14 protein-coding genes and 1 pseudogene are annotated in these 17,830 nt (G+C 70.8%); 9 read left to right on the top strand and 6 right to left on the bottom strand.

Annotated elements, in window-relative coordinates:
- Positions 1-344, top strand: a pseudogene (locus tag QMK24_RS32020) (LLM class flavin-dependent oxidoreductase); the annotation flags it as partial.
- Between the two features lie 100 nt (positions 345-444).
- Here QMK24_RS32020 and QMK24_RS32015 read toward each other — a convergent pair.
- Positions 445-1,761, bottom strand: a complete 1,317-nt coding sequence (locus QMK24_RS32015) for a cation:proton antiporter (protein ID WP_283470363.1) — start codon at positions 1,759-1,761, stop codon at positions 445-447.
- Between the two features lie 145 nt (positions 1,762-1,906).
- Positions 1,907-3,514 (bottom strand): FAD-dependent monooxygenase, encoded by a 1,608-nt coding sequence (locus QMK24_RS32010; protein WP_283470362.1) that lies wholly within the window; start codon positions 3,512-3,514, stop codon positions 1,907-1,909.
- Between the two features lie 210 nt (positions 3,515-3,724).
- Between QMK24_RS32010 and QMK24_RS32005 the strand changes: the two genes are divergently transcribed.
- A complete protein-coding gene (locus QMK24_RS32005; protein ID WP_283470361.1) occupies positions 3,725-4,744 on the top strand; it encodes a methyltransferase in 1,020 nt (339 codons plus the stop codon).
- Positions 4,745-4,835: 91 nt separating this feature from the next.
- Here the strand turns inward: QMK24_RS32005 and QMK24_RS32000 are convergent, their stop codons facing one another.
- Complete coding sequence (locus QMK24_RS32000; protein WP_283470360.1) at positions 4,836-6,953, bottom strand: MMPL family transporter; 2,118 nt, start codon at positions 6,951-6,953, stop codon at positions 4,836-4,838.
- 133 nt (positions 6,954-7,086) lie between these two features.
- Here QMK24_RS32000 and QMK24_RS31995 point away from each other — a divergent pair, with 133 nt between their 5' ends.
- On the top strand, positions 7,087-8,619 hold the full coding sequence (locus tag QMK24_RS31995) for a right-handed parallel beta-helix repeat-containing protein (RefSeq protein WP_283470359.1): 1,533 nt from the start codon (positions 7,087-7,089) through the stop codon (positions 8,617-8,619).
- Here QMK24_RS31995 and QMK24_RS31990 read toward each other — a convergent pair.
- Positions 8,605-9,084, bottom strand: a complete 480-nt coding sequence (locus tag QMK24_RS31990; RefSeq protein ID WP_283470358.1) for a hypothetical protein — start codon at positions 9,082-9,084, stop codon at positions 8,605-8,607. The two genes, QMK24_RS31995 and QMK24_RS31990, sit on opposite strands and share 15 nt — an antisense overlap.
- A 116-nt stretch (positions 9,085-9,200) precedes the next feature.
- Here QMK24_RS31990 and QMK24_RS31985 point away from each other — a divergent pair, with 116 nt between their 5' ends.
- From QMK24_RS31985 to QMK24_RS31965, 5 genes are read left to right on the top strand one after another with little or no spacing between them, the layout of a single operon-like run.
- On the top strand, positions 9,201-9,581 hold the full coding sequence (locus QMK24_RS31985) for a cupin domain-containing protein (RefSeq protein ID WP_283470357.1): 381 nt from the start codon (positions 9,201-9,203) through the stop codon (positions 9,579-9,581).
- Positions 9,571-10,914, top strand: coding sequence for a class I tRNA ligase family protein (locus QMK24_RS31980; protein ID WP_283470356.1), 1,344 nt, complete (start codon positions 9,571-9,573; stop codon positions 10,912-10,914). Before QMK24_RS31985 ends, QMK24_RS31980 begins: the two co-directional genes overlap by 11 nt.
- The gene (locus QMK24_RS31975; protein ID WP_283470355.1) at positions 10,911-11,981 is read left to right on the top strand and encodes an NAD(P)/FAD-dependent oxidoreductase; all 1,071 of its coding nucleotides are present in this window, start codon (positions 10,911-10,913) and stop codon (positions 11,979-11,981) included. The genes QMK24_RS31980 and QMK24_RS31975 overlap by 4 nt, the downstream gene beginning before the upstream one ends.
- Positions 11,978-13,363 (top strand): FAD-binding oxidoreductase, encoded by a 1,386-nt coding sequence (locus tag QMK24_RS31970; protein ID WP_283470354.1) that lies wholly within the window; start codon positions 11,978-11,980, stop codon positions 13,361-13,363. The genes QMK24_RS31975 and QMK24_RS31970 overlap by 4 nt, the downstream gene beginning before the upstream one ends.
- Positions 13,360-13,695, top strand: a complete 336-nt coding sequence (locus QMK24_RS31965; RefSeq protein WP_283470353.1) for an avidin-fold protein — start codon at positions 13,360-13,362, stop codon at positions 13,693-13,695. The genes QMK24_RS31970 and QMK24_RS31965 overlap by 4 nt, the downstream gene beginning before the upstream one ends.
- 35 nt (positions 13,696-13,730) lie before the next feature.
- Here the strand turns inward: QMK24_RS31965 and glnT are convergent, their stop codons facing one another.
- A complete protein-coding gene (gene glnT / locus QMK24_RS31960; RefSeq protein WP_283470352.1) occupies positions 13,731-15,092 on the bottom strand; it encodes a type III glutamate--ammonia ligase in 1,362 nt (453 codons plus the stop codon).
- 202 nt (positions 15,093-15,294) lie between these two features.
- Here glnT and QMK24_RS31955 point away from each other — a divergent pair, with 202 nt between their 5' ends.
- Complete coding sequence (locus QMK24_RS31955; protein ID WP_283470351.1) at positions 15,295-17,049, top strand: tryptophan halogenase family protein; 1,755 nt, start codon at positions 15,295-15,297, stop codon at positions 17,047-17,049.
- Positions 17,050-17,145: 96 nt separating this feature from the next.
- Here the strand turns inward: QMK24_RS31955 and QMK24_RS31950 are convergent, their stop codons facing one another.
- Positions 17,146-17,667 carry a flavin reductase family protein gene (locus QMK24_RS31950; protein WP_283470350.1) on the bottom strand — a complete coding sequence of 174 codons (522 nt, stop codon included), beginning with the start codon at positions 17,665-17,667 and terminating at the stop codon, positions 17,146-17,148.
- Positions 17,668-17,830: the final 163 nt, after the last annotated feature.

Below are 17,830 nucleotides of genomic sequence, written 5' to 3'. Positions count from 1 at the left end.
TCGCGGGCGGCAGCTCCGCCACGGACTACGGCGAACTGGTCCGCCGGGCGAAGGACGAGTGGACGGCGGCGGGCCGTACCGACCGGCCGCGGATGGTCTCGCTCGTCTACGCGTGCCTCGGCCCGGACGCCGGCCCGACGGCCGGCCGCTATCTGCGCGACTACTACTCCTTCGTGAACGTGAAGGCCGAACGGGCCGCCACCGGGGTGCTCGTCGACCCCGGGCAGCTGCGGGAGGCGGTGGGTGCGTACGAGGAGGCCGGCTGCGACGAGCTGATCCTGCTGCCCTGCACCGCGGACCTCAAGCAGGTGGAACTGCTGGCGGACGCGACCCTGCGGCAATGAGCGCCACGTTGTAAGCCGCGTCGCGTGACAGTGACAGTGGTGCGGGTCCCCCCCCTCAGGGGGTGGGACCCGGACCACTGTCACTCCTCTCGGCGGCCGGTCACCACCACTCGCCCACGGTCGCCGGGGCCGCTGCGACGCCGGACGTTTCGACGGCGGCATCCGCATCGGGCCGGTGGTGCGGCTCCAGGACCGGCTTCGGGACCGTCGGCTTCGGGACCGGGGGGAGCAGCAGGCTGAGCAGGGGGCCGGCCATGAAGGTGGTCACCAGCGCCATCACCACCATGAGCGAGAACAGCCCGGCGTCGATCACCCCCATTTGCAGCCCGACCGTGAGGATCACCAGTTCGGTGAGCCCCCGGGTGTTCATCAAGGTGGCGAGCACCAGCGCCTGGCGGTTCCGCCAGCCCTGGAGCCGGGCCGCGCCGTACGCGCCGGCCGCCTTCCCGCCGATGGCGGTCAGCAGGATCAGGGCCAGTTCGCCCCAGTCCCGCGAATCCAGGTGCGAGAGGTCGACCTTCAGACCAGCGGTGACGAAGAACACCGGGAGCAGCAGGAACGAGCCGAACTGCCGGAGCCCGTCGGGCACGGCGGCGGCTTGCGGGGAGAGACCACGGGGCATTACCGCGCCGAACAGGAAGGCGCCGAAGATGAAGTGGAGACCCAGCCACTCGGCCGCCCAGCAGGACAGCAGCAGTCCGGTGACGACGACGGCCGGTACGGGTACGGCCGGTACCCAGGCGGCCCGCGGCTGATCCGTCATGACCAGCAGCCGCCGAAGTGCCGGGCGGACCAGCAGCCACATCGCCGCCAGATAGACCGGGGCCAGCAGCATGTGCCACTGACCCGCTCCGGTCGCCGCCACCGCGACCGCCAGCAGCGACCAGGCCAGCAGGTCGTCGACCGCCGCGCAGGCCAGCGCGACGCCGCCGATCCGGGTACGCAGCAGGCCGCGGTCCGCGAGAATCCTGGCCAGCACGGGAAAGGCGGTGACGGACATCGCGGCGCCGAGGAAGATCACGAACCCGGCCCGGTGCACGGACTGGTGGTTCCCGGCCAGGTACACGGCGAGCGCCGTGCCCAGCGCGAAGGGCAGCAATACCGAGGACAGCGCGACGCTGCCGGCGATCCGCCCCTGAGCGCGCATCACGGAGTGTTCGAGCTCGCTGCCGATGGCGAACATGAACAGCGCCAGCCCGAGACTGGCCAGCGGGCTGAGGTACGGCCGGATCTCGGTGGGCAGCAGGTTCTGGGCGATCACGCCGTGGAAGAGTGTCGGGCCGATCAGGATTCCGGTGAGTATCTCCCCCAGCACCGGCGGCTGGCCGATGGAACGGGCCGCCCAGCCGAGCAGCCGGGCGAGGATCAGAATGACGACGAGTGCCAGGAAGAACTCGGCCGCTTGGTTGCCTGTCATCAGGCGTACCTCCTGCTGCCCGCCCTGTGGCGGGATTCGGGTGCGCGCTGGGGGCGCCCGCCGGGGGGCTTACGGCCTGCCCTGGGACAGGGAGTTGGGCCGGGCCGTTACCGGGCGGGCGCCCGTGCTCAGCGGAACGCGAGATTCACCTGGGGATACCCGCCGCGCGGGCGAGGATCTCACCCAGTACGCGGTCGGGGTTGGGCACCGGGCCGTCGGAGCGCCAGGAGACGAACGCGTCCGGCCGGACCAGCACGGCGCCGCCGGGGGAGATCCCGTAGACGCTGTGGAAGTCGCGCTCGGTGGGCCGCAACTCGCTGTCCGGTCCCACCAGATGGGCCCTCAGAGGCACTCCCAGGCTGGCCGTCGCGCGTTCCGCGGCCGCGGCCCAGGCGGCCCCCGAGGGGTCGGTGAGCAGGACGTAGGAGTCCCAGAACAGGTCGATGGTGGACAGGGTGGCGCCGTCCCGCTCCAGCCACAGGTGCGGTGCCCGGGTGCCGGGCTCACCGGTGAGTTCCAGGTGCGGGGTCAGGACGGGTCCGGACTTCTCGCTGGTGATCGCCGTGGAGACGTACCGGTAGCCGAGGGTGATGATGATGTCGTCCACCATCGTCTCCCGGTCCTCGTCGGTGGCGTAACCGTGCCGGATGCGGTTGCGGACCATCGCCTGCTCGGCCATGGCCGAGCCGACGGCGTGCCGCTCGTCGTGGTAGGTGTCCAGCAGGGTGTCCCCGCCCCAGCCCTTGATGACCGCGGCGAGTTTCCAGGCCAGGTTGTGGGCGTCGTGGATGCCGGTGTTGGCACCGAACCCACCGGCCGGCGGGTGCAGATGGGCGGCGTCCCCGGCGAGGAAGACCCTGCTGGTGCGGAAGGTCTCCGCGACCAGCTGGGCGCCCTGCCACGGCACCTTGGCGACGATCTCCACGTCCATCTCGGGCCGGCCTGAGGCGGCCCGGACGATCTCGACGCAGCGCTCGTCGGTGAAGTCCTCGGGCTTCTCGCCCTTGTCGGGGTGGTAGATCGGGGCGGCCAGGAACGGGTTGCAGCCGTGCAGCCGCGACAGGCCCATCAGCGTCCCGTTGACGTTGGCGTAGCACAGGATGAACGGGCGGTCCTTGAGCATGACCTCCAGTTCCGGTGCGTTGAAGTAGATGCTCAGGGCGTCGAAGACGGTGCCCCGGCCGCTGCGTTCCACGCCCAGCTGCTGCCGTACCGCACTGTTGGCGCCGTCCGCGCCGACGAGGTAGCCGGCCCGGATCGTGTAGCGCCGGCCGGTGTCCAGCTCCTCGGCGACGGCGGTGACGCCCTCGTCATCCTGGGTGAACTCCACCAGCCGGGTACCGAACCGGATGTCGGAGCCGAACTCCCGGGCCTTCTCGACCAGTACCTTCTCGTAGCGGTCCTGGCCACAACCCATCACCCGCTCCGGGCTGACGGTGGGTCCGTCCAGCGACGGCGACTCCAGGACCACGGCCTTGTCGATCTCGGCGAAGGTGTCGACCTGGATGATGCCGCCCTCGAAGAACGGGTGGGAGTCGCCCATCTCCAGGGACCGGATCTCCTCGCGGATCCCGGCGGCCCGGAACAACTCCAGGGTCCTGGCCTGCAGGCCAGGTGCGCGCGGCAACGTCGAGGTCGCGGTGCGCTTCTCCAGCAGCATCGTGCTGATCCCGTGGCGGCCGCTGAAAAGGGCGGTGGACAGGCCGACCGGCCCGGCTCCCACGATGAGAACAGGGATGTTCACGTCATACATGTGTATCCCCTCAGGAACACTGCCATGCGGACTGTCCGCGGCACAGGTCAGGGGTACTGACCAGGGCTCGAGGATGCCTGGCATCCCGGTCGGGCCTGTGCTCCCGCCTGCGGTTCGAGGCCCCTTCGAGGACAGCTCCACGCGGGGCTGCGAAGTTCACGCGATGGCACCGGCGCCTGGGAGCCAGGCGTCCAGGAAGGAGTCCGCCCGATGACGACCAATCCCCCGGACGTCAGCACGGCCGCCGGGATCCTCCGGCTCGGCAACGCGTTCTGCGATGCCAAGGCCCTGCTCACCGCCGTGGAACTCGATCTCTTCACGCAGCTGCAGCGGGCACCGGGCGGCAAGGCGACCGCCGACGAGGTCAAGGAGCTGCTGTCCCTGCATGGCAGGGGACTGAGTGACTTCCTCGACCTGCTCGTCGCGCTGGAGGTCCTGGAACGCGCCGACGGCGCGTACCGCAACGCCCCCGGCACCGCCCGGCACCTGGTCCGCGGAGGGGACGCCTACATCGGCGGCTTCCTGCTGCGGTCCAGCCGCAACCTGTACCCGGCCTGGGGCCGCCTCGAGGAGGCCCTGCGGACCGGCAAGCAGCAGTCCGGCAGTGACTTCGAGGAGGTCACCAAGAACCAGGCGATCCTGCGCCAGTTCGTGGGCAGCATGGACGCCTTCACCAACGTCCTGGGCGCCGAATTGGTCAAGGCCTTCGACTGGTCCGGCTTCACCTCGGTACTGGACGTCGGCGGCGCGCGCGGCAACCTGTGCTCGCAGATTGTTCGTGCCCAGCCGCATCTGGCCGGGCACGTCTTCGACCTGCCGGCCATGGCGCCGCTCGCCGCGGAGCTCGCCACCGAACTGGGCCTCACCGGCAAGGTGGAGTTCCACGGCGGCAGCTTCTTCGACGACCCGCTGCCGCAGGCCGAAGTGGTGGTCCTGGGCCATGTGCTGCACGACTGGGACCCCAGCCAGCGCAGCTACCTGGTCCACAAGGCCTACGACGCGGTGCTGCCCGGCGGCGCGCTGCTGGTCTACGACCGGATGCTCGACGACGAGCCGGAGCACGCCGAGAACCTGGTGATCAGCCTCGACATGCTGCTGGTGACCGACGGCGGATCCGAGTACCCCGCCGCCGAGATAACCGGCTACGCGGAGCACGCCGGATTCACCGGCATCGAGGTCTCCCCGCTCAGCGACTACGACACCCTCGTGGTCGCCCGCAAGGCCGGCTGACCCACCGCAGCCGCCGGGCACGACAGCGAGCCCCCGGTCCTGAATCCAGGACCGGGGGCTCACTGCTGTGCCGTCGCGTGCGGGAAGGGGCTCAGCCGGCGGGCTGGGGCTCCCGCTCGGGCTCGGTCCGGCCGGCGCGAGGCGCCGGGACCGGAGCGCCGAAGACGGCCTTCGACGGCCACCACGCGCGGTCGCCGAGTTCCAGGGTGAGAGCCGGCACCAGCAGTGACCGGACAACGATGGTGTCCAGCAGTACGCCGAACGCCACGATGAACGCCTGCTCGGCCATCGCCACCATCGGCACCACCGCCAGCGCCGCGAAGGTCGCGGCCAGCACCACACCGGCCGAGGTGATGACCCCGCCGGTGCGCCGGAGCGCGAAGAGCGTCCCGTTGCGCGTGCCGTGCAGCAGCGCTTCCTCCCTGACCCGGTGCATCAGGAAGATGTTGTAGTCCACGCCGAACGCCACCAGGAAGACGAAGCCCATCAGGGGTACCGAGGGATCCGCGTTGGCGAAGTGGAAGACGTGGTTGAACATCAGTGCGGCCACGCCCATGCTGGCCGCGTACGACAGCACCACCGTGGCGATCAGCAGCAGCGGTGCCACCAGTGCCCGCAGCAGCAGGGCCAGGACGATCAGGATCGCGATCAGCACCAGCGGGACGACGACCTTGAAGTCGCGGACGCCGCCCACCCGGGTGTCGATCGAGGTGGCGGTGAAGCCACCTACCTTGGACTCGGAGCCAGGCACCGCGTGCACCGCGTCACGCAGCTGCTTCACCGCGTCGACGGCGGCCGGCGCGTCGGGTGTGGTGGCCAGTACGGCGTCGAGCTCCGTGTAGCCGCCGATCTCCTTGGGCAGCCGGGTCACCGAAGTGATGCCGGGGACGCCGCGTGCCGCGGTGGCCACCTGCTCCGCCGCGGCGGCCCTCGCGATGATGGTCACCGGAGCGCCCGAGCCGCCCGCGAAGTGGGCGTTGAGCACCTGCTGACCGTGGACCGAGTCGGGCTTCTTGGTGAAGTTCTCCGCCACCGAGACCCCGTCGGCCTTGAACTGTGTGGCGAAGCCCGCCGCCAGCACCAGTAGCAGGCCCGCGGCGATCCAGATGCCGCGCGGCCTGCGGCCGACCAGACCGGCGATACGGCCCCACAGCCCCTCCCCGGTGCGCTCCGCGGTGCCGAAGGCGGGACGGAACGGCCAGAACGCGCCGCGGCCCATCAGGGCGAGTACCGCCGGAACGAAGGTGAGTGCGGCCAGCAGCGAGGCGGCGATGCCGATCGCGGCGACCGGGCCCATGCTGCGGTTGCTGTTGAGATTGCTGAACAGCAGGCACAGGGTGCCCAGGATGACGGTGCCGCCGGAGGCGAGCACCGGCTTGAGCACCGCGCGCCAGGCGGTGGCCAGCGCTTCGTACTTGTTCTGGGTGCGGCGCAGCTCCTCCTGGTAACGGCTCACCAGCAGCAGGGAGTAGTCCGTCGTCGCGCCGACGACCAGCACCGACAGCACGCCCTGGCTCTGCCCGGTGAGGGTGAGGCCGCCGTGCTTGGCCAGGCCGTAGACCACGGCGGCGGCCACCCCGGACGCGAAGGCGATGCCGAGCAGGACCAGGAGGGGCAGCGTGGGGCTGCGGTAGACCAGCAGCAGGACCAGGATCACCAGTCCGACCGCCACCACCAGCAGTTGTCCGTCGATGCTGCTGAAGGCCCCGCTGAAGTCGGCGAACATGCCGCCGAGGCCGGCGACATGACCGGTCAGACCCGGATGGCTGCCGGCGGTGGCGCGCAGAGTCTTCACGGCCGCGGTGACCGGGTCCATCTGGTTGACGAGCGGGACGGTGAACTGCAGCGCCCGGCCGTCCTTGGAGAGCGTCACGGGGCTGATCTGCCCGCGTAAACCGACCAGTTTGGCCGCCGCGGCGGCGTCCGACCCGACCGCCTGGTGGTCGGCGGTGGTGATACCCGACGCGCGTTCGTACACGACGACCGCGGGATAGGTCTTGTTGTCGGAGAACTGGGCCTGGAGTGTGTCGGCGTGCACCGACTCGGCCTTGGCGGGCAGATAGGCCGCGCCGTCGTTGGTGACCACATCGCCTAGCTTGCCCTGGAACGATCCGGTCGCTCCGCTCACCAGAAGCCATCCGAGGACGAGCAGCAGTGGCACCAGCCACCGCAGCCGGCGACCGGACGCCTCCGTGCGTCTACGGGTCATGGTGGGGCACCTCCATACATCAGCGGCAGTTCGTAGCGAACTGCGGCGGCCATGGTCCCGGTAGGGGCTTGAGTGCGACTCGAGCTGACACCGGAAGGATCCGGCCAGTCAGTGGCTCGAATGGGGGTTGGAAATGACCAGAATCAAGCCGGTGCGGACACTCGCCGGCGCCTGTTTTGCCGCAGTTCTGCTCTTCGCGATGGTGGTACCCGCGTCCGCGGGCACCAGCGGGACCACGCGCTACGTGGACTGCACGGCCGGCAGCGACACCGCGGCCGGCACCGGCACCACCACTGCCTGGCGCAGCCTGGACAAGGTCAACGCCACGGTGCTGCATCCCGGGGACACCATCCGCTTCAAGGCCGGCACCACTTGCACGGGCACACTCACCCCGCAGGGATCCGGCACTGCACAACACCCGGTCACGGTCAATACCTACGGATCAGGTTCGGCCGCCCGGATCGACGGCCACGGCGCCACCGCCGCGGTCTTCCTGCACAACGTCGAGGGGTATGTCCTGCGCCATCTCGACATCACGAACACGGGTCCCGCGCCCACCGCGACCCAGCAGCGCGTCGGGGTATACGTGCTGCTGGAGGAGTACGGGACGGGCAGCCATTACACGCTCTCCCACCTCACCGTGCACGACGTCAACGGCTGCGACTGCCGCGACGACCATTCCAGCGGCGGCATCCTGTTCGTCGCGGGCGGCGTCACGGTGCCCACCGGATTCGACGACCTGCGGGTGGAAGAGAACAGCGTCAGCCACGTCGACAGGACCGGAATCGGAACTGTCTCGTACTGGCAGCGCCGGGCATCGCACCCGCAGGGCCCCGGCACCGAGTTCGCACCGATGACTCATGTCCTCATCGAGGGCAACCGGGTGTCGGACACCGGGGGTGACGGGATCTCCCTCATCAACGGGGTGGACTCGCTCATCCAGCACAACACCGTGGCGGGCTTCAATATCCGCTCCACCGACTACAACGTCGGCGCCTACGCGTGGAACTCCGACCGGGCGCTGTTCCAGTTCAACGAGGTCTCCGGCGGGGTCAGCCCCGCCATGGCCTTCGACCTGGAGGGCGGCAGCAGAGACACCCTCTACCAGTACAACTTCAGCCACGACAACGGAGCTGGATTCCTGTTCATCTGCCCCTCAGGTGTCTTGGCCAGCGGCGGCATCGTCCGGTACAACATCAGCCAGAACGACCACGGTGACGGCTTCTTCGGCGTCATCACCAACCCCTGCGGCGACGAACCAGGCACGCAGGTCTACAACAACACCATCTACGCGCCGACCGCCGCCAACCTGGTGCGGATCTATGGAACCTCGACGATGCGGCTGACGAACAACATCTTCGTCGGCCGCCCGTCCGGATCCGTGATCAACGATCCGACCAGCACCTACGACCACAATCTCTACCAGAACGTCGTGGCCGGAACGCCGCTGGGCACCAATGCGCTGCAGGGCGACCCGCGGCTGACGGCACCGGGAACGGCGGTGTCTCCCACCGACACCGCCGGCTACCGTCTGCGGGCCGGCTCCCCGGCACTGCACAGCGGTGTCCCGGTCGCCGGAGCGGGCGGGCGGGACTACTTCGGGAACCCGATCCCGTCCACGGCTCCGAACATCGGGGCCTACCAGGGCTGTTCAGTAGGGTCCTGATATCGACGATGCCAGATAGGCCGTGAAGTCGGGCCGGTCCGGCTGCACCACATGCCGGACCCAGGCGTCCCGTTCGTGCGCCATCGCGGCCATCTCCCAGATGCACGCGGTGGCGTACGCGGGCGCCTCCACCGGTGAGGACAGCGCGTCCCAGTCGGCCAGCCAGGTCCGGGTGTGGAGGATCAGCCGGTTGCGGCTCCACCAGCCCACCACCACGTAGCAGGCGTCCTCGTCCTCGTGCACGACACTGAACGCGTGCGCCGGGAGGGTGCGGTACGGCGCCGGCAGCGACATCCGCACCGCCCGCCGCGCGAACTCCAGGACGTCCTCCGCCGGTTCGTCGCGGAACGACGAGACGGTGTACCGCTTGACGGTCCAGCCGGAATCCGACTCGGGAACCAGTGTGCTCACAGCGCGCGGCCGGTACTCCACCGGGCGCTCGCCGACCTGCGTCTGAGGGGTCATGGCGGTAGATGGTGACACGCCGGCCGGCCGCCGCCAACCTCCCCTTGAGGGCGTTTCGAGCCCCGCGCGCGACGATGGCGCCGAGAGATCCACGCCCGCGCGTAGGGAGAACTCCTGTGCAGAAGTTCAGCATCGACGACTCGCCGCTCACGAGCGAGTACGGAATCCACATCGGGCGGTGGGAGCAGTACGCGGCGGCGTCCGGCCTGCCGTTCAGCGCCATGTGGTGCCAAGTCCCCGCCAACTCCCACAGCGTGCTGGACAACCACCCCGAGGTGGAGCTCGCCGTGGTCGTCGGCGGCGACGCGGTCTTCACGGTGAACGGCGAGGACACCCCGGCACCGGCCGGCAGCGCCATCCTGCTCACCCCGGGAGACCGCCATGTGATCACGGCGGGCGACGAACCCGTCCGGATCCTGAGCATCTACTGGCTGCCGGGCGACGCCGGATCCATCGCCGCGGACCCGGAGGGGGCGAAGGCCGCCGATGACCACTGACCGCGCGCCCGGCATCACCGTCGTCCTGTCGCCGCCGCCCACTCCCAACGGCCCGCTGCACCTGGGCCATCTCGCGGGGCCGTACGTGGCCGCCGACATCGCGGTACGCGCCGCGCGCCGCCGCGGCGAGACGGTGTTCGCGCTGTGCGGCCTCGACGACCACCAGAACTACGTACTGGCCAAGGCCCGCCAGCAAGGCTCCGAGGTCCGCGAACTGCGGGACCAGTACGCCGGGTTGATCCGCGGGGTGTTCGACCGGGTCGGCGTCGGGCACGACGGCTTCACCGAGCCGCTCACCGACCCGGACTACCGGACCGCCGTGGCGGGGTTCCTCGGCGAACTCGTGGCGAGCGGCACCCTGCCCGTCGAGGAGTGGCGGACCCCCGTCTGCGGGAACTGCCCCGGCATCGCCCACCACGCCTACGTCAGTGGCCGCTGCCCGCACTGCGACAGCCCGTCCGGCGGCGGTACCTGCGAGGGCTGCGGGAGCTACACCCCGGCAGACGCCCTGGCCGATCCGCGGTGCACCCGCTGCGGATCACCCGCCACCGGGACGAGAACCGTGACCGGGCCTGTCATCCGGCTCGAGGACTACCGGGGGGTGCTGCAGAACATCTGGTACCGGGCAGCCCTGCCGCCCCGGGTGCGGGCGCTGGCCTGGCGGCTGTTGCGCGGCGAGCGGCTGCCGACCGTGCCGCTCAGCTACCCCACCGACTGGGGCATCGAGACGGACGCCTTCCCCGGCCAGCGCATCGACGTGTGGGCCGAAATGGGCCTGGGCTACCTCTGCACGATCGGCCGGCACCTGGCGCCCGGCGCGTCCGGCCTCGCCGAGCACGTCCAGGCATGGAGAGGCGTCGACTCCCTGTGGACCTTCCTCGGCCTGGACAACGCCTTCTACTACCTCGCCCTGTTCCCTGCGCTCTTCGCGGCCGCGCAGGTGTCGGAGAGCGTGCACGGCGGGCTGGTCGTCAACGAGTTCTACCGGCTCGACGGGGCGAAGTTCTCCACCAGCCGCGGCCACGCCGTCTGGGCCCATGAGCTGCTGGAGAAGGAGGACCCGCGCGCGGTACGCGCCTTCCTCAGCTGGGACCGGCCCGCGCCGCACGCCACGAACTTCACCCTGGAGCGGTTCCACGCCGCCACGTCCGGCTGGACCCTCACCCCGGGACCCGGCGGCCCCGACCCCGCTGAACTGGCGCGCGCGGAACAGGCGCTGACCCTGGAGCACTTCGACAGCGCGCTCGCCGCCCGCTGCCTGCTGGGCGCCCCCGGCGCGGCGGACGGCCTGCTCGAGGTCCTCACCGGCGGCGGATCGGTGGCCGGTCCATGAGGATCTGCGTCGTCGGCGGCGGACTCGCCGGAATGCTGCTCGCCTGGCGGCTGGTGCGCCAGCCGCGGCTGCAGGTCACCCTGGTCACCGGAGCGCCCGGCGTGCGGGACTCCACCGGCGTGTCCGGCGGACTCGTCCGCGGCTTCGAAACCGACCCCCAGGTGGCGGAACTGGCCGCGCGCAGCCTGCAGGAACTGCGCGCCAGCGCGCTGCTGCGCGAATGGTCGGAGTACCAGGAGACCGGCTCGCTCTACCTCCTGCACTCCGCGCCGCCGCTGCGCCGCCTCATCGACGTGGACCGCAGCCTGCCCGGCTCCGTCCTCATTCTGGACCGCGCCGAACTGGCCGCCCGCTACGGCTTCTCCGGTCTGCCCGAGCAGGCCGCCGCCGTGCTGGAACGGCACGCGGGTCACTTCTCGCCGGACGCGCTCCGGCGCGGCGCGCGCGCCGACTTCGCCGCCCGCGGCGGCGTGGTGGACACCACCGATCTCTGCGAGCTGGACCTGCCGGCGAGCGGCGAGGTGCGCTACCGGACCGGCGCGGTCCGGGGCGAGGCCGATCTGCTGGTGCTGGCGACCGGCGCCTGGACGGGGCGGCTGCTCACCGGACTCGGCCTGCCCGCCCCCGACCTGCGCACCAAGGTCATCCAGTGCGCGGTCTACGCCATGGAGGGGAACCCCCCGCCGCCCTTCGTCGACGAGACGAGCGGGCTGTACGGGCGCCCGGCCGGTCCCGGCCGGATCCTCCTGGGCCTGCCCACCGACCGCTGGGACACCGACCCCGGCCAGCGGATCTTCCTCGACCGAGAGGAGCGCGCGGTGCGCCGCACCGCCGCCCTGCGCCTGCCGGGCCTGGCCCTCAACCCGCCGCACCGCTTCATTGCCATGTCCGAGGCCTACGCCACCGAGGGCCGCCTCGCCCTGCGCGCGGCGCTGCACCGTCCGAGCGGTCTGTTCACCTTCACCGGAGGCAGCGGAGCCGCCGCCAAAACCGCGCTCGCCGCCTCGTCGGCGGCGGCGGCCGACCTGCTGGCACCGATCCCGATCACTGAGGGGGAGCGTTCATGACCGACGACGCCCGCATCGACCTGGAGGCCGTCTGCCCGGACCGGGTCATCACCCCCGGGCACCCGGCGTACGACCGCGTGCGGCTGCTCTTCAACGGGATGCACGACCACCGGCCCCGGCTGATCTGCCTGCCGCGCGACACCGCCGAGGTCCAGGGCGCCATCCGGGCCGCCCGCGACCGGGATCTGCCCACCGCGATCCGGGGCGGCGGCCACAACATCGCCGGTTCCGGGTCCCTCGACGGCGGCCTGGTCATCGACCTGCGGCTGCTGAACAGGACCGAGGTGCTGCCCGTGGAACGCCTTGTCCGCACCGGCGGTGGCGCCACCTGGGCCGACTTCGACCTGGCGACCACCAGCTACGGGCTGGCCAGCACCGGAGGCACCTTCGACGACACCGGTGTCGGTGGCCTCACTCTCGGCGGGGGCATCGGCCACCTCATGGGCCGGCACGGACTGGCCTGCGACAACGTCGAGTCGTACGTCCTGGTCACCGCCGACGGCGAACGGCTGGAGGTGAACCCGCACACCGACCCCGAGCTCGACTGGGCGCTGCGCGGCGCGGGCCACAACTTCGGCGCCGTCACCGAGTTCACCTTCCGGCTGCACCCGGTCGAGCGGATCTACGGCGGCTACGTCGCCTACCCCGGCACCGACCCGGCGGCGGCGGTCCGGCTCTTCCGCGACCTGATGCTGGAGGCGCCCGACGACCTCACCTGCACGATGCTCCTGGAACGCTACGGCCCCGCCCAGGGCCCGGCCGCCGTCATGAGCGTCTGCTACGCCGGTGACGACGAGGAGTACCGCGCCACCCTCGACAAGACGCTGCGCCGGATCGACGTCCTGGACTGGCGGATCGAGCACCGCAGCTATGTGTCCATGCAACTGTGCCTGGGACGGCTGCCGTTCGGGCTGCGCCACTACTGGAGCGCCCGGCTGGTGGACGGACTGCCCGACGAACTGGTCGACACCATCGCCGGCCGCTTCCAGGAGGCGAGGATCAACGACCCGTTCAACGACACGGTCCTTCTGGAGCCCATCAACGGCGCCGTCCGCCGCCCGGGGCCGGCCGCCAGCGCCGTCCCCTTCCGCGACGCCGCCTTCAATGTCACCGGCATGGCGATCTGGGACCCGGCGCACCCGGAGGCGGACGCGCAGCAGACCGCGTGGGCCAAGTCCGTCGCTGCCGCCGCCGAGCCCCACGGCCGCTGGGGTGACGGCTACATCAACTACGTGGGCGACAGCGGAACCCCCGGTTCGGACCGCGCGCTGCGCACCTTCGGAGCCGAGGCCTACGGCCGGCTCGCCGCCCTCAAGCGGCGGCTGGACCCGGACAGCTTCTTCCACTCCACCTACAACGTCGCCCCGGGCACCGGGCGGTGAACTACGACGGCCGGGTCTTCCGCTCGCACGCGGCGGAGACCTCCGCCGGGGGCGCCACGCCCACCGGTCATTACCACCAGAGCGGTGACCTGGTCTGGGCGGAGTTCTCCGGCGGCGCGGTGCGTCTCGGCCGGCTCGTCGGCACGGCCGCACCGGATGGAGTGCTCACCGCCGCGTACAGCCAGGTGCTGGACGACGGCCGGGTGGTGTGCGGCACCTGCCTGAGCACCCCGGAACCGCTGCCGGACGGGCGCGTGCGGCTGCGCGAGGACTGGACGCGGACGGACGGAACCCGCGGGACCTCCTGGATCGAGGAGATCCCGCGGGACTGACGCGCGCGGGCCCCGTGACGCGGGGCCCGCCGCCTTCAGGACTGCAGATAGCGCCGCAGCTCCCAGTCCGTGACCTCGCGGTGGTAGCGCGCGAACTCCGCCCGCTTCGCGTCGGCGTAGTAGTCCGCGTACGAGCCGTCCGGCACCTTGCCGAGTCCCTCGCGCAGCACCCCGTCGGAGACCAGCTCGTCCACCGCGTGCAGCAGGGTGGGCGGCAGCGGGCGCAGCCCGGCGGGTACGGCGGCGGCTTCCAGGTCGCGGGCGACGGGGTCGCCCGGGTCGGCGCCGCGCGCGATGCCGTCGGCGCCCGCCGCGGCGATGCCGGCGATGGCGAGGTAGGGGTTGGCCGCGCCGTCCACGCAGCGCACCTCGATCCGCCCGGTGTCGGGGATCCGCACCAGGTGGGTGCGGTTGTTGCCGCCGTAGCTCGCGTAGCCGGGCGCCCAGCTGGACCGGGACTGGGTGTCGGAGCCTGCGCCGAGGCGCTTGTAGGAGTTGACGGTCGGGCAGGTCAGCGCCATCAGACCCGGCGCGTGGTCCAGCAGGCCGGCGATGAAGCCGTAGCCCAGCCGCGAGGTGTTCAGCCCGCGCGGGTCTGCGAGATCGTCGAACAGTGACGTCCCGCCCTCCCACAGCGACACGTGCAGATGCAGCCCGCTGCCGGTCAGGTCGGTGAACGGCTTCGGCATGAAGGTGGCGATCAGGCCCGCCCGGTGCGCCGCCATCTTCGCCAGATGGCGGAAGATGATCACGCGGTCGGCGGTGCGCAGCGCGTCCGCGTAGCCGAAGTTGTGCTCGAACTGCCCGTTGGCGTCCTCATGGTCGTTGGAGTAGTTCTCCCAGCCGAGCTCGTCCAGCGACCGGCTGATGGTGGACAGATGGCCGAAGGCGCGGGTGGCGGCATTGGCGTCGTAGCAGGGCGAGTCGGCCGTATCCAGCTCGTCCGCGACCGTGATCGAGCCGTCCTCGGCGCGCCGCACCAGGAAGTACTCGGGCTCCGCGCCGACCTTCAGCTGCCGGCCCTGCTCGGAGAGCAGCCGCAGCTGATTGCGCAGGATGTGGCGCGGCGCGTACGGCCAGGGTTCGCCCTCGACGTACAGATCGCACTGGATGATGCCCAGGCCGTCCTGCAGCGGGGCCTTGACGTACGAGGAGACATCGGGGATCGCGACGACGTCGGGGTCGGCCGACGACTGGCCGAGACCGTCCGCGGCGTTGCCCGCGAAGCCCAGTCCGGCGCTCAGCAGCTGGTCCAGGGTCCGCACCGGGGCCAGCTTCGCGCAGGGTTTTCCGTACAGGTTGACGAACATGACCAGGAGGAACTCCACGCCGTCCCGGGCGACCGCCCGGGCCAGCTCTTCGGCGTCCCTCGGTGGTGCGGGTGACAACGCCGTCATCGCGGCCTCCAGGGTGGGAATTCATGGTGTCTCGGCAGTCCACGGTGTCCGCCACGGCTCGTGCTCGGCTTGAGGGGATCGGGCCGGCAGGCGTCCGGCGCCGCATCCGGGAGGTGCCCCGCGGGGGCCAGGTGTCCAGGGGCCCTTGAGCAGCGGCAGGCAGAGTGGGCAGGTCAATCCGTCCGCATCCTGGAGCGTGGAGATGGACCACAAACTGCTGGGTCTGGGCCTGGGGCCCGACAACGGCAACGAGCTCGACCGACTGCTCGCCTCATTCCCCGACCAGGACGCCGAGTCCGTGCGTTCCTGGCTGCCGGGCCGGGGAGGGTCCGGCACCAACCCGATGGCGATGCTGGAGAACCTGGCGGCGGCGGGCGACGACTTCGTCAAGCCGGACGAGAACGACCCTCGCGCGATCCGCCGGATCGGCGTCATCGGCGGCGGCACGGCCGGCTACTTCACCGCATTGGCGCTGAAGGCCAAACGGCCATGGCTCGATGTGACGCTCATGGAGTCCAAGCAGATCCCGATCATCGGTGTCGGTGAGGCGACGGTGTCGTATGTGACGCTCTTCCTCCACCACTATCTCGGCATCGACCCCGAGGAGCTGTACCGCAGGGTGCGGCCGACCTGGAAGCTCGGTATCAAATTCGACTGGGGACCGCACCCGGACGGCTTCATGGGCCCGTTCGACTGGTCCGGCGACGCTGTCGGGATGCTGGGCTCCATCGCCACCACCGGCAACATCAACGGCGCCACCCTCGGGTCGGCGATGATGGAGGCGGACCGGGCGGCCGTTTACGACGTCGGGGGGGCGCCGCTGTCGCTGATGAAATACCTGCCCTTCGCCTACCACCTCGACAACGGGCTGCTGGTCTCCTTCCTGGCTGAACTGGCCCAGCGCCGTGGCATTCACCATGTGGAGGCCACGCTTGAGGATGTGGTGCTCAGCGGCGATGACTGGGTCGAACGGATCCGCACCACCGACGGCCGGGATCTGAGCTTCGATCTCTATGTGGACTGCACCGGTTTCCGGTCGCGGCTGCTCGGCCAGGCCCTGAAGACCCCGTACAACAGTTTCGGGTCGAGCCTGTTCACCGACTCCGCGGTCACCGGCAACATCGAGCACGGCGGTCACATCAAGCCCTACACCCAGGCCACCACCATGAACGCCGGATGGTGCTGGCGCATCCCCACCCGCGACAGCGACCACCGGGGCTATGTCTACTCGTCGTCCGCGATCTCCGACGACGAGGCCGCACATGAGCTGGCCACCCGCTTCCCCGGCATCAGCGATCCGAGGGTCGTGCGGTTCCGCAGCGGCCGGTACGAGAAGGCATGGCGGGGCAACGTCATCGGGATCGGCAACTCCTACGCGTTCGTCGAGCCCCTGGAGTCCACCGGCCTGGTGATGATCGCGGTAGAGGCACAGACTCTGGTCGCGACCCTGCCGGCGTCATGGGACGCCCCCCAGGTGCGCGACACGGTCAACGCCGGACTCGCCCAGCAGTGGGACGCCATCCGGTGGCTGCTGGCCATCCACTACCGGTACAACACCAGGCTGAACACGCCGTTCTGGAAGGAATGCGTCGCGACCGCCGATGTCTCCGGCTTCCAGCCGCTGCTCGACGTATTCGCCGGGGGAGCACCCCTGACACGCCGCAACGTGCTCGTCCAGGACCTCCTGAACCGGATCGCGCCGACGTTCTTCGGGTTGTTCGGCATCGATTACCTGCTGCTCGGCCAGCAGGTGCCCACCCGGCTGCTGCCCATGAACGAGCCGGTCGAGAAGTGGCACGCGCGCAAACGGGCGGCCGACGTCCTGGTAGGGCGTTCGATGCCGACCCGGCAGGCACTCGAAGCGTTCGACGCCTTCCCGGAGCTCAACCGCCAGCTGCTGGAGGACGAGGACAGCTGGGCCGGACCCGCGATCGCGCGACGCGTCGGACTGGGCTGAACCACCGGGCCGGACCTCGGTGGAGCACAGGAAGCGCAGGAGTGGGCCCGGGCGGGCGGGCGGGGGCCACTCCTGCGTGTGGTCACGGACCGGGAATCACAGCCGGAATGGAGGCCAGGCCGCGTACTCCCGCAGGCCGTACAGCAGCGGGCCGGAGGTGGATTCGAGGACGACATGCAGGACCTGCCCCAGGATCACCGTGTGGGAGCCGACGTGGTGAGCCGCCGTCACCCGGCAGTCGGCCACGGCGTGCGCGTCCTCGAACAGTCCGGGGCCCGCCCCGCGCGCGGTCGCGCGCCAGGGCACGTACGCGAAACGGTCGGGCGCCTGCGAGCCGAAGAGCTCGGCCGTCCGCCGGGCCCCGTCGTGCAGCAGATTGACCGCGAAGGATCCGGTGGCGAGGGCGGCCGCCAGGGTCCCGCTGCCATTGCGCAGACATGCCAGCAGCGTTGGCGGTTCGAGGGTCACGCTGCACACCGCGGAACACGTCATACCGCACGGCGCGCCCTCAGGCGTGTACGCCGTGACGACGGTCACTCCGGTGGGGAATCCCGACATCATGGTGCGGAAGTCGGATGCCGCGGCCGCCTCCAACGGCTGAACGGGCGTGCTTGTCACAGCTTCCCCCTTCTCCGTCTTCTCCGTCGAAAGGCCCGGGTACTGGGCTGCAGCAAGGCTGCGGGGCGCGACTCGGCACGGGCTCGGAGACCGCTCGATGCGAAGGGCGGCGGCCCCGTCGCCCCGCCGCGGCTCGGGCCGGGCTCAAGCGGGACCGGTCAGG

Source organism: Streptomyces sp. PH10-H1, from assembly GCF_030063355.1.
In the GTDB taxonomy this organism is placed as follows: domain Bacteria; phylum Actinomycetota; class Actinomycetes; order Streptomycetales; family Streptomycetaceae; genus Actinacidiphila.
This window is presented reverse-complemented; position numbering and strand designations above follow the sequence as displayed.

Coding starts and splice junctions, on each gene's coding strand:
- QMK24_RS31975 (WP_283470355.1), top strand. CDS start 10,911: ATGAGGATCTGCGTCGTCGGCGGCGGACTCGCCGGAATGCTGCTCGCC.
- QMK24_RS32005 (WP_283470361.1), top strand. CDS start 3,725: ATGACGACCAATCCCCCGGACGTCAGCACGGCCGCCGGGATCCTCCGG.
- QMK24_RS31970 (WP_283470354.1), top strand. CDS start 11,978: ATGACCGACGACGCCCGCATCGACCTGGAGGCCGTCTGCCCGGACCGG.
- QMK24_RS32000 (WP_283470360.1), bottom strand. CDS start 6,953: ATGACCCGTAGACGCACGGAGGCGTCCGGTCGCCGGCTGCGGTGGCTG.
- QMK24_RS31990 (WP_283470358.1), bottom strand. CDS start 9,084: ATGACCCCTCAGACGCAGGTCGGCGAGCGCCCGGTGGAGTACCGGCCG.
- QMK24_RS32015 (WP_283470363.1), bottom strand. CDS start 1,761: ATGACAGGCAACCAAGCGGCCGAGTTCTTCCTGGCACTCGTCGTCATT.
- QMK24_RS31980 (WP_283470356.1), top strand. CDS start 9,571: ATGACCACTGACCGCGCGCCCGGCATCACCGTCGTCCTGTCGCCGCCG.
- QMK24_RS32010 (WP_283470362.1), bottom strand. CDS start 3,514: ATGTATGACGTGAACATCCCTGTTCTCATCGTGGGAGCCGGGCCGGTC.
- QMK24_RS31955 (WP_283470351.1), top strand. CDS start 15,295: ATGGACCACAAACTGCTGGGTCTGGGCCTGGGGCCCGACAACGGCAAC.
- glnT (WP_283470352.1), bottom strand. CDS start 15,092: ATGACGGCGTTGTCACCCGCACCACCGAGGGACGCCGAAGAGCTGGCC.
- QMK24_RS31995 (WP_283470359.1), top strand. CDS start 7,087: ATGACCAGAATCAAGCCGGTGCGGACACTCGCCGGCGCCTGTTTTGCC.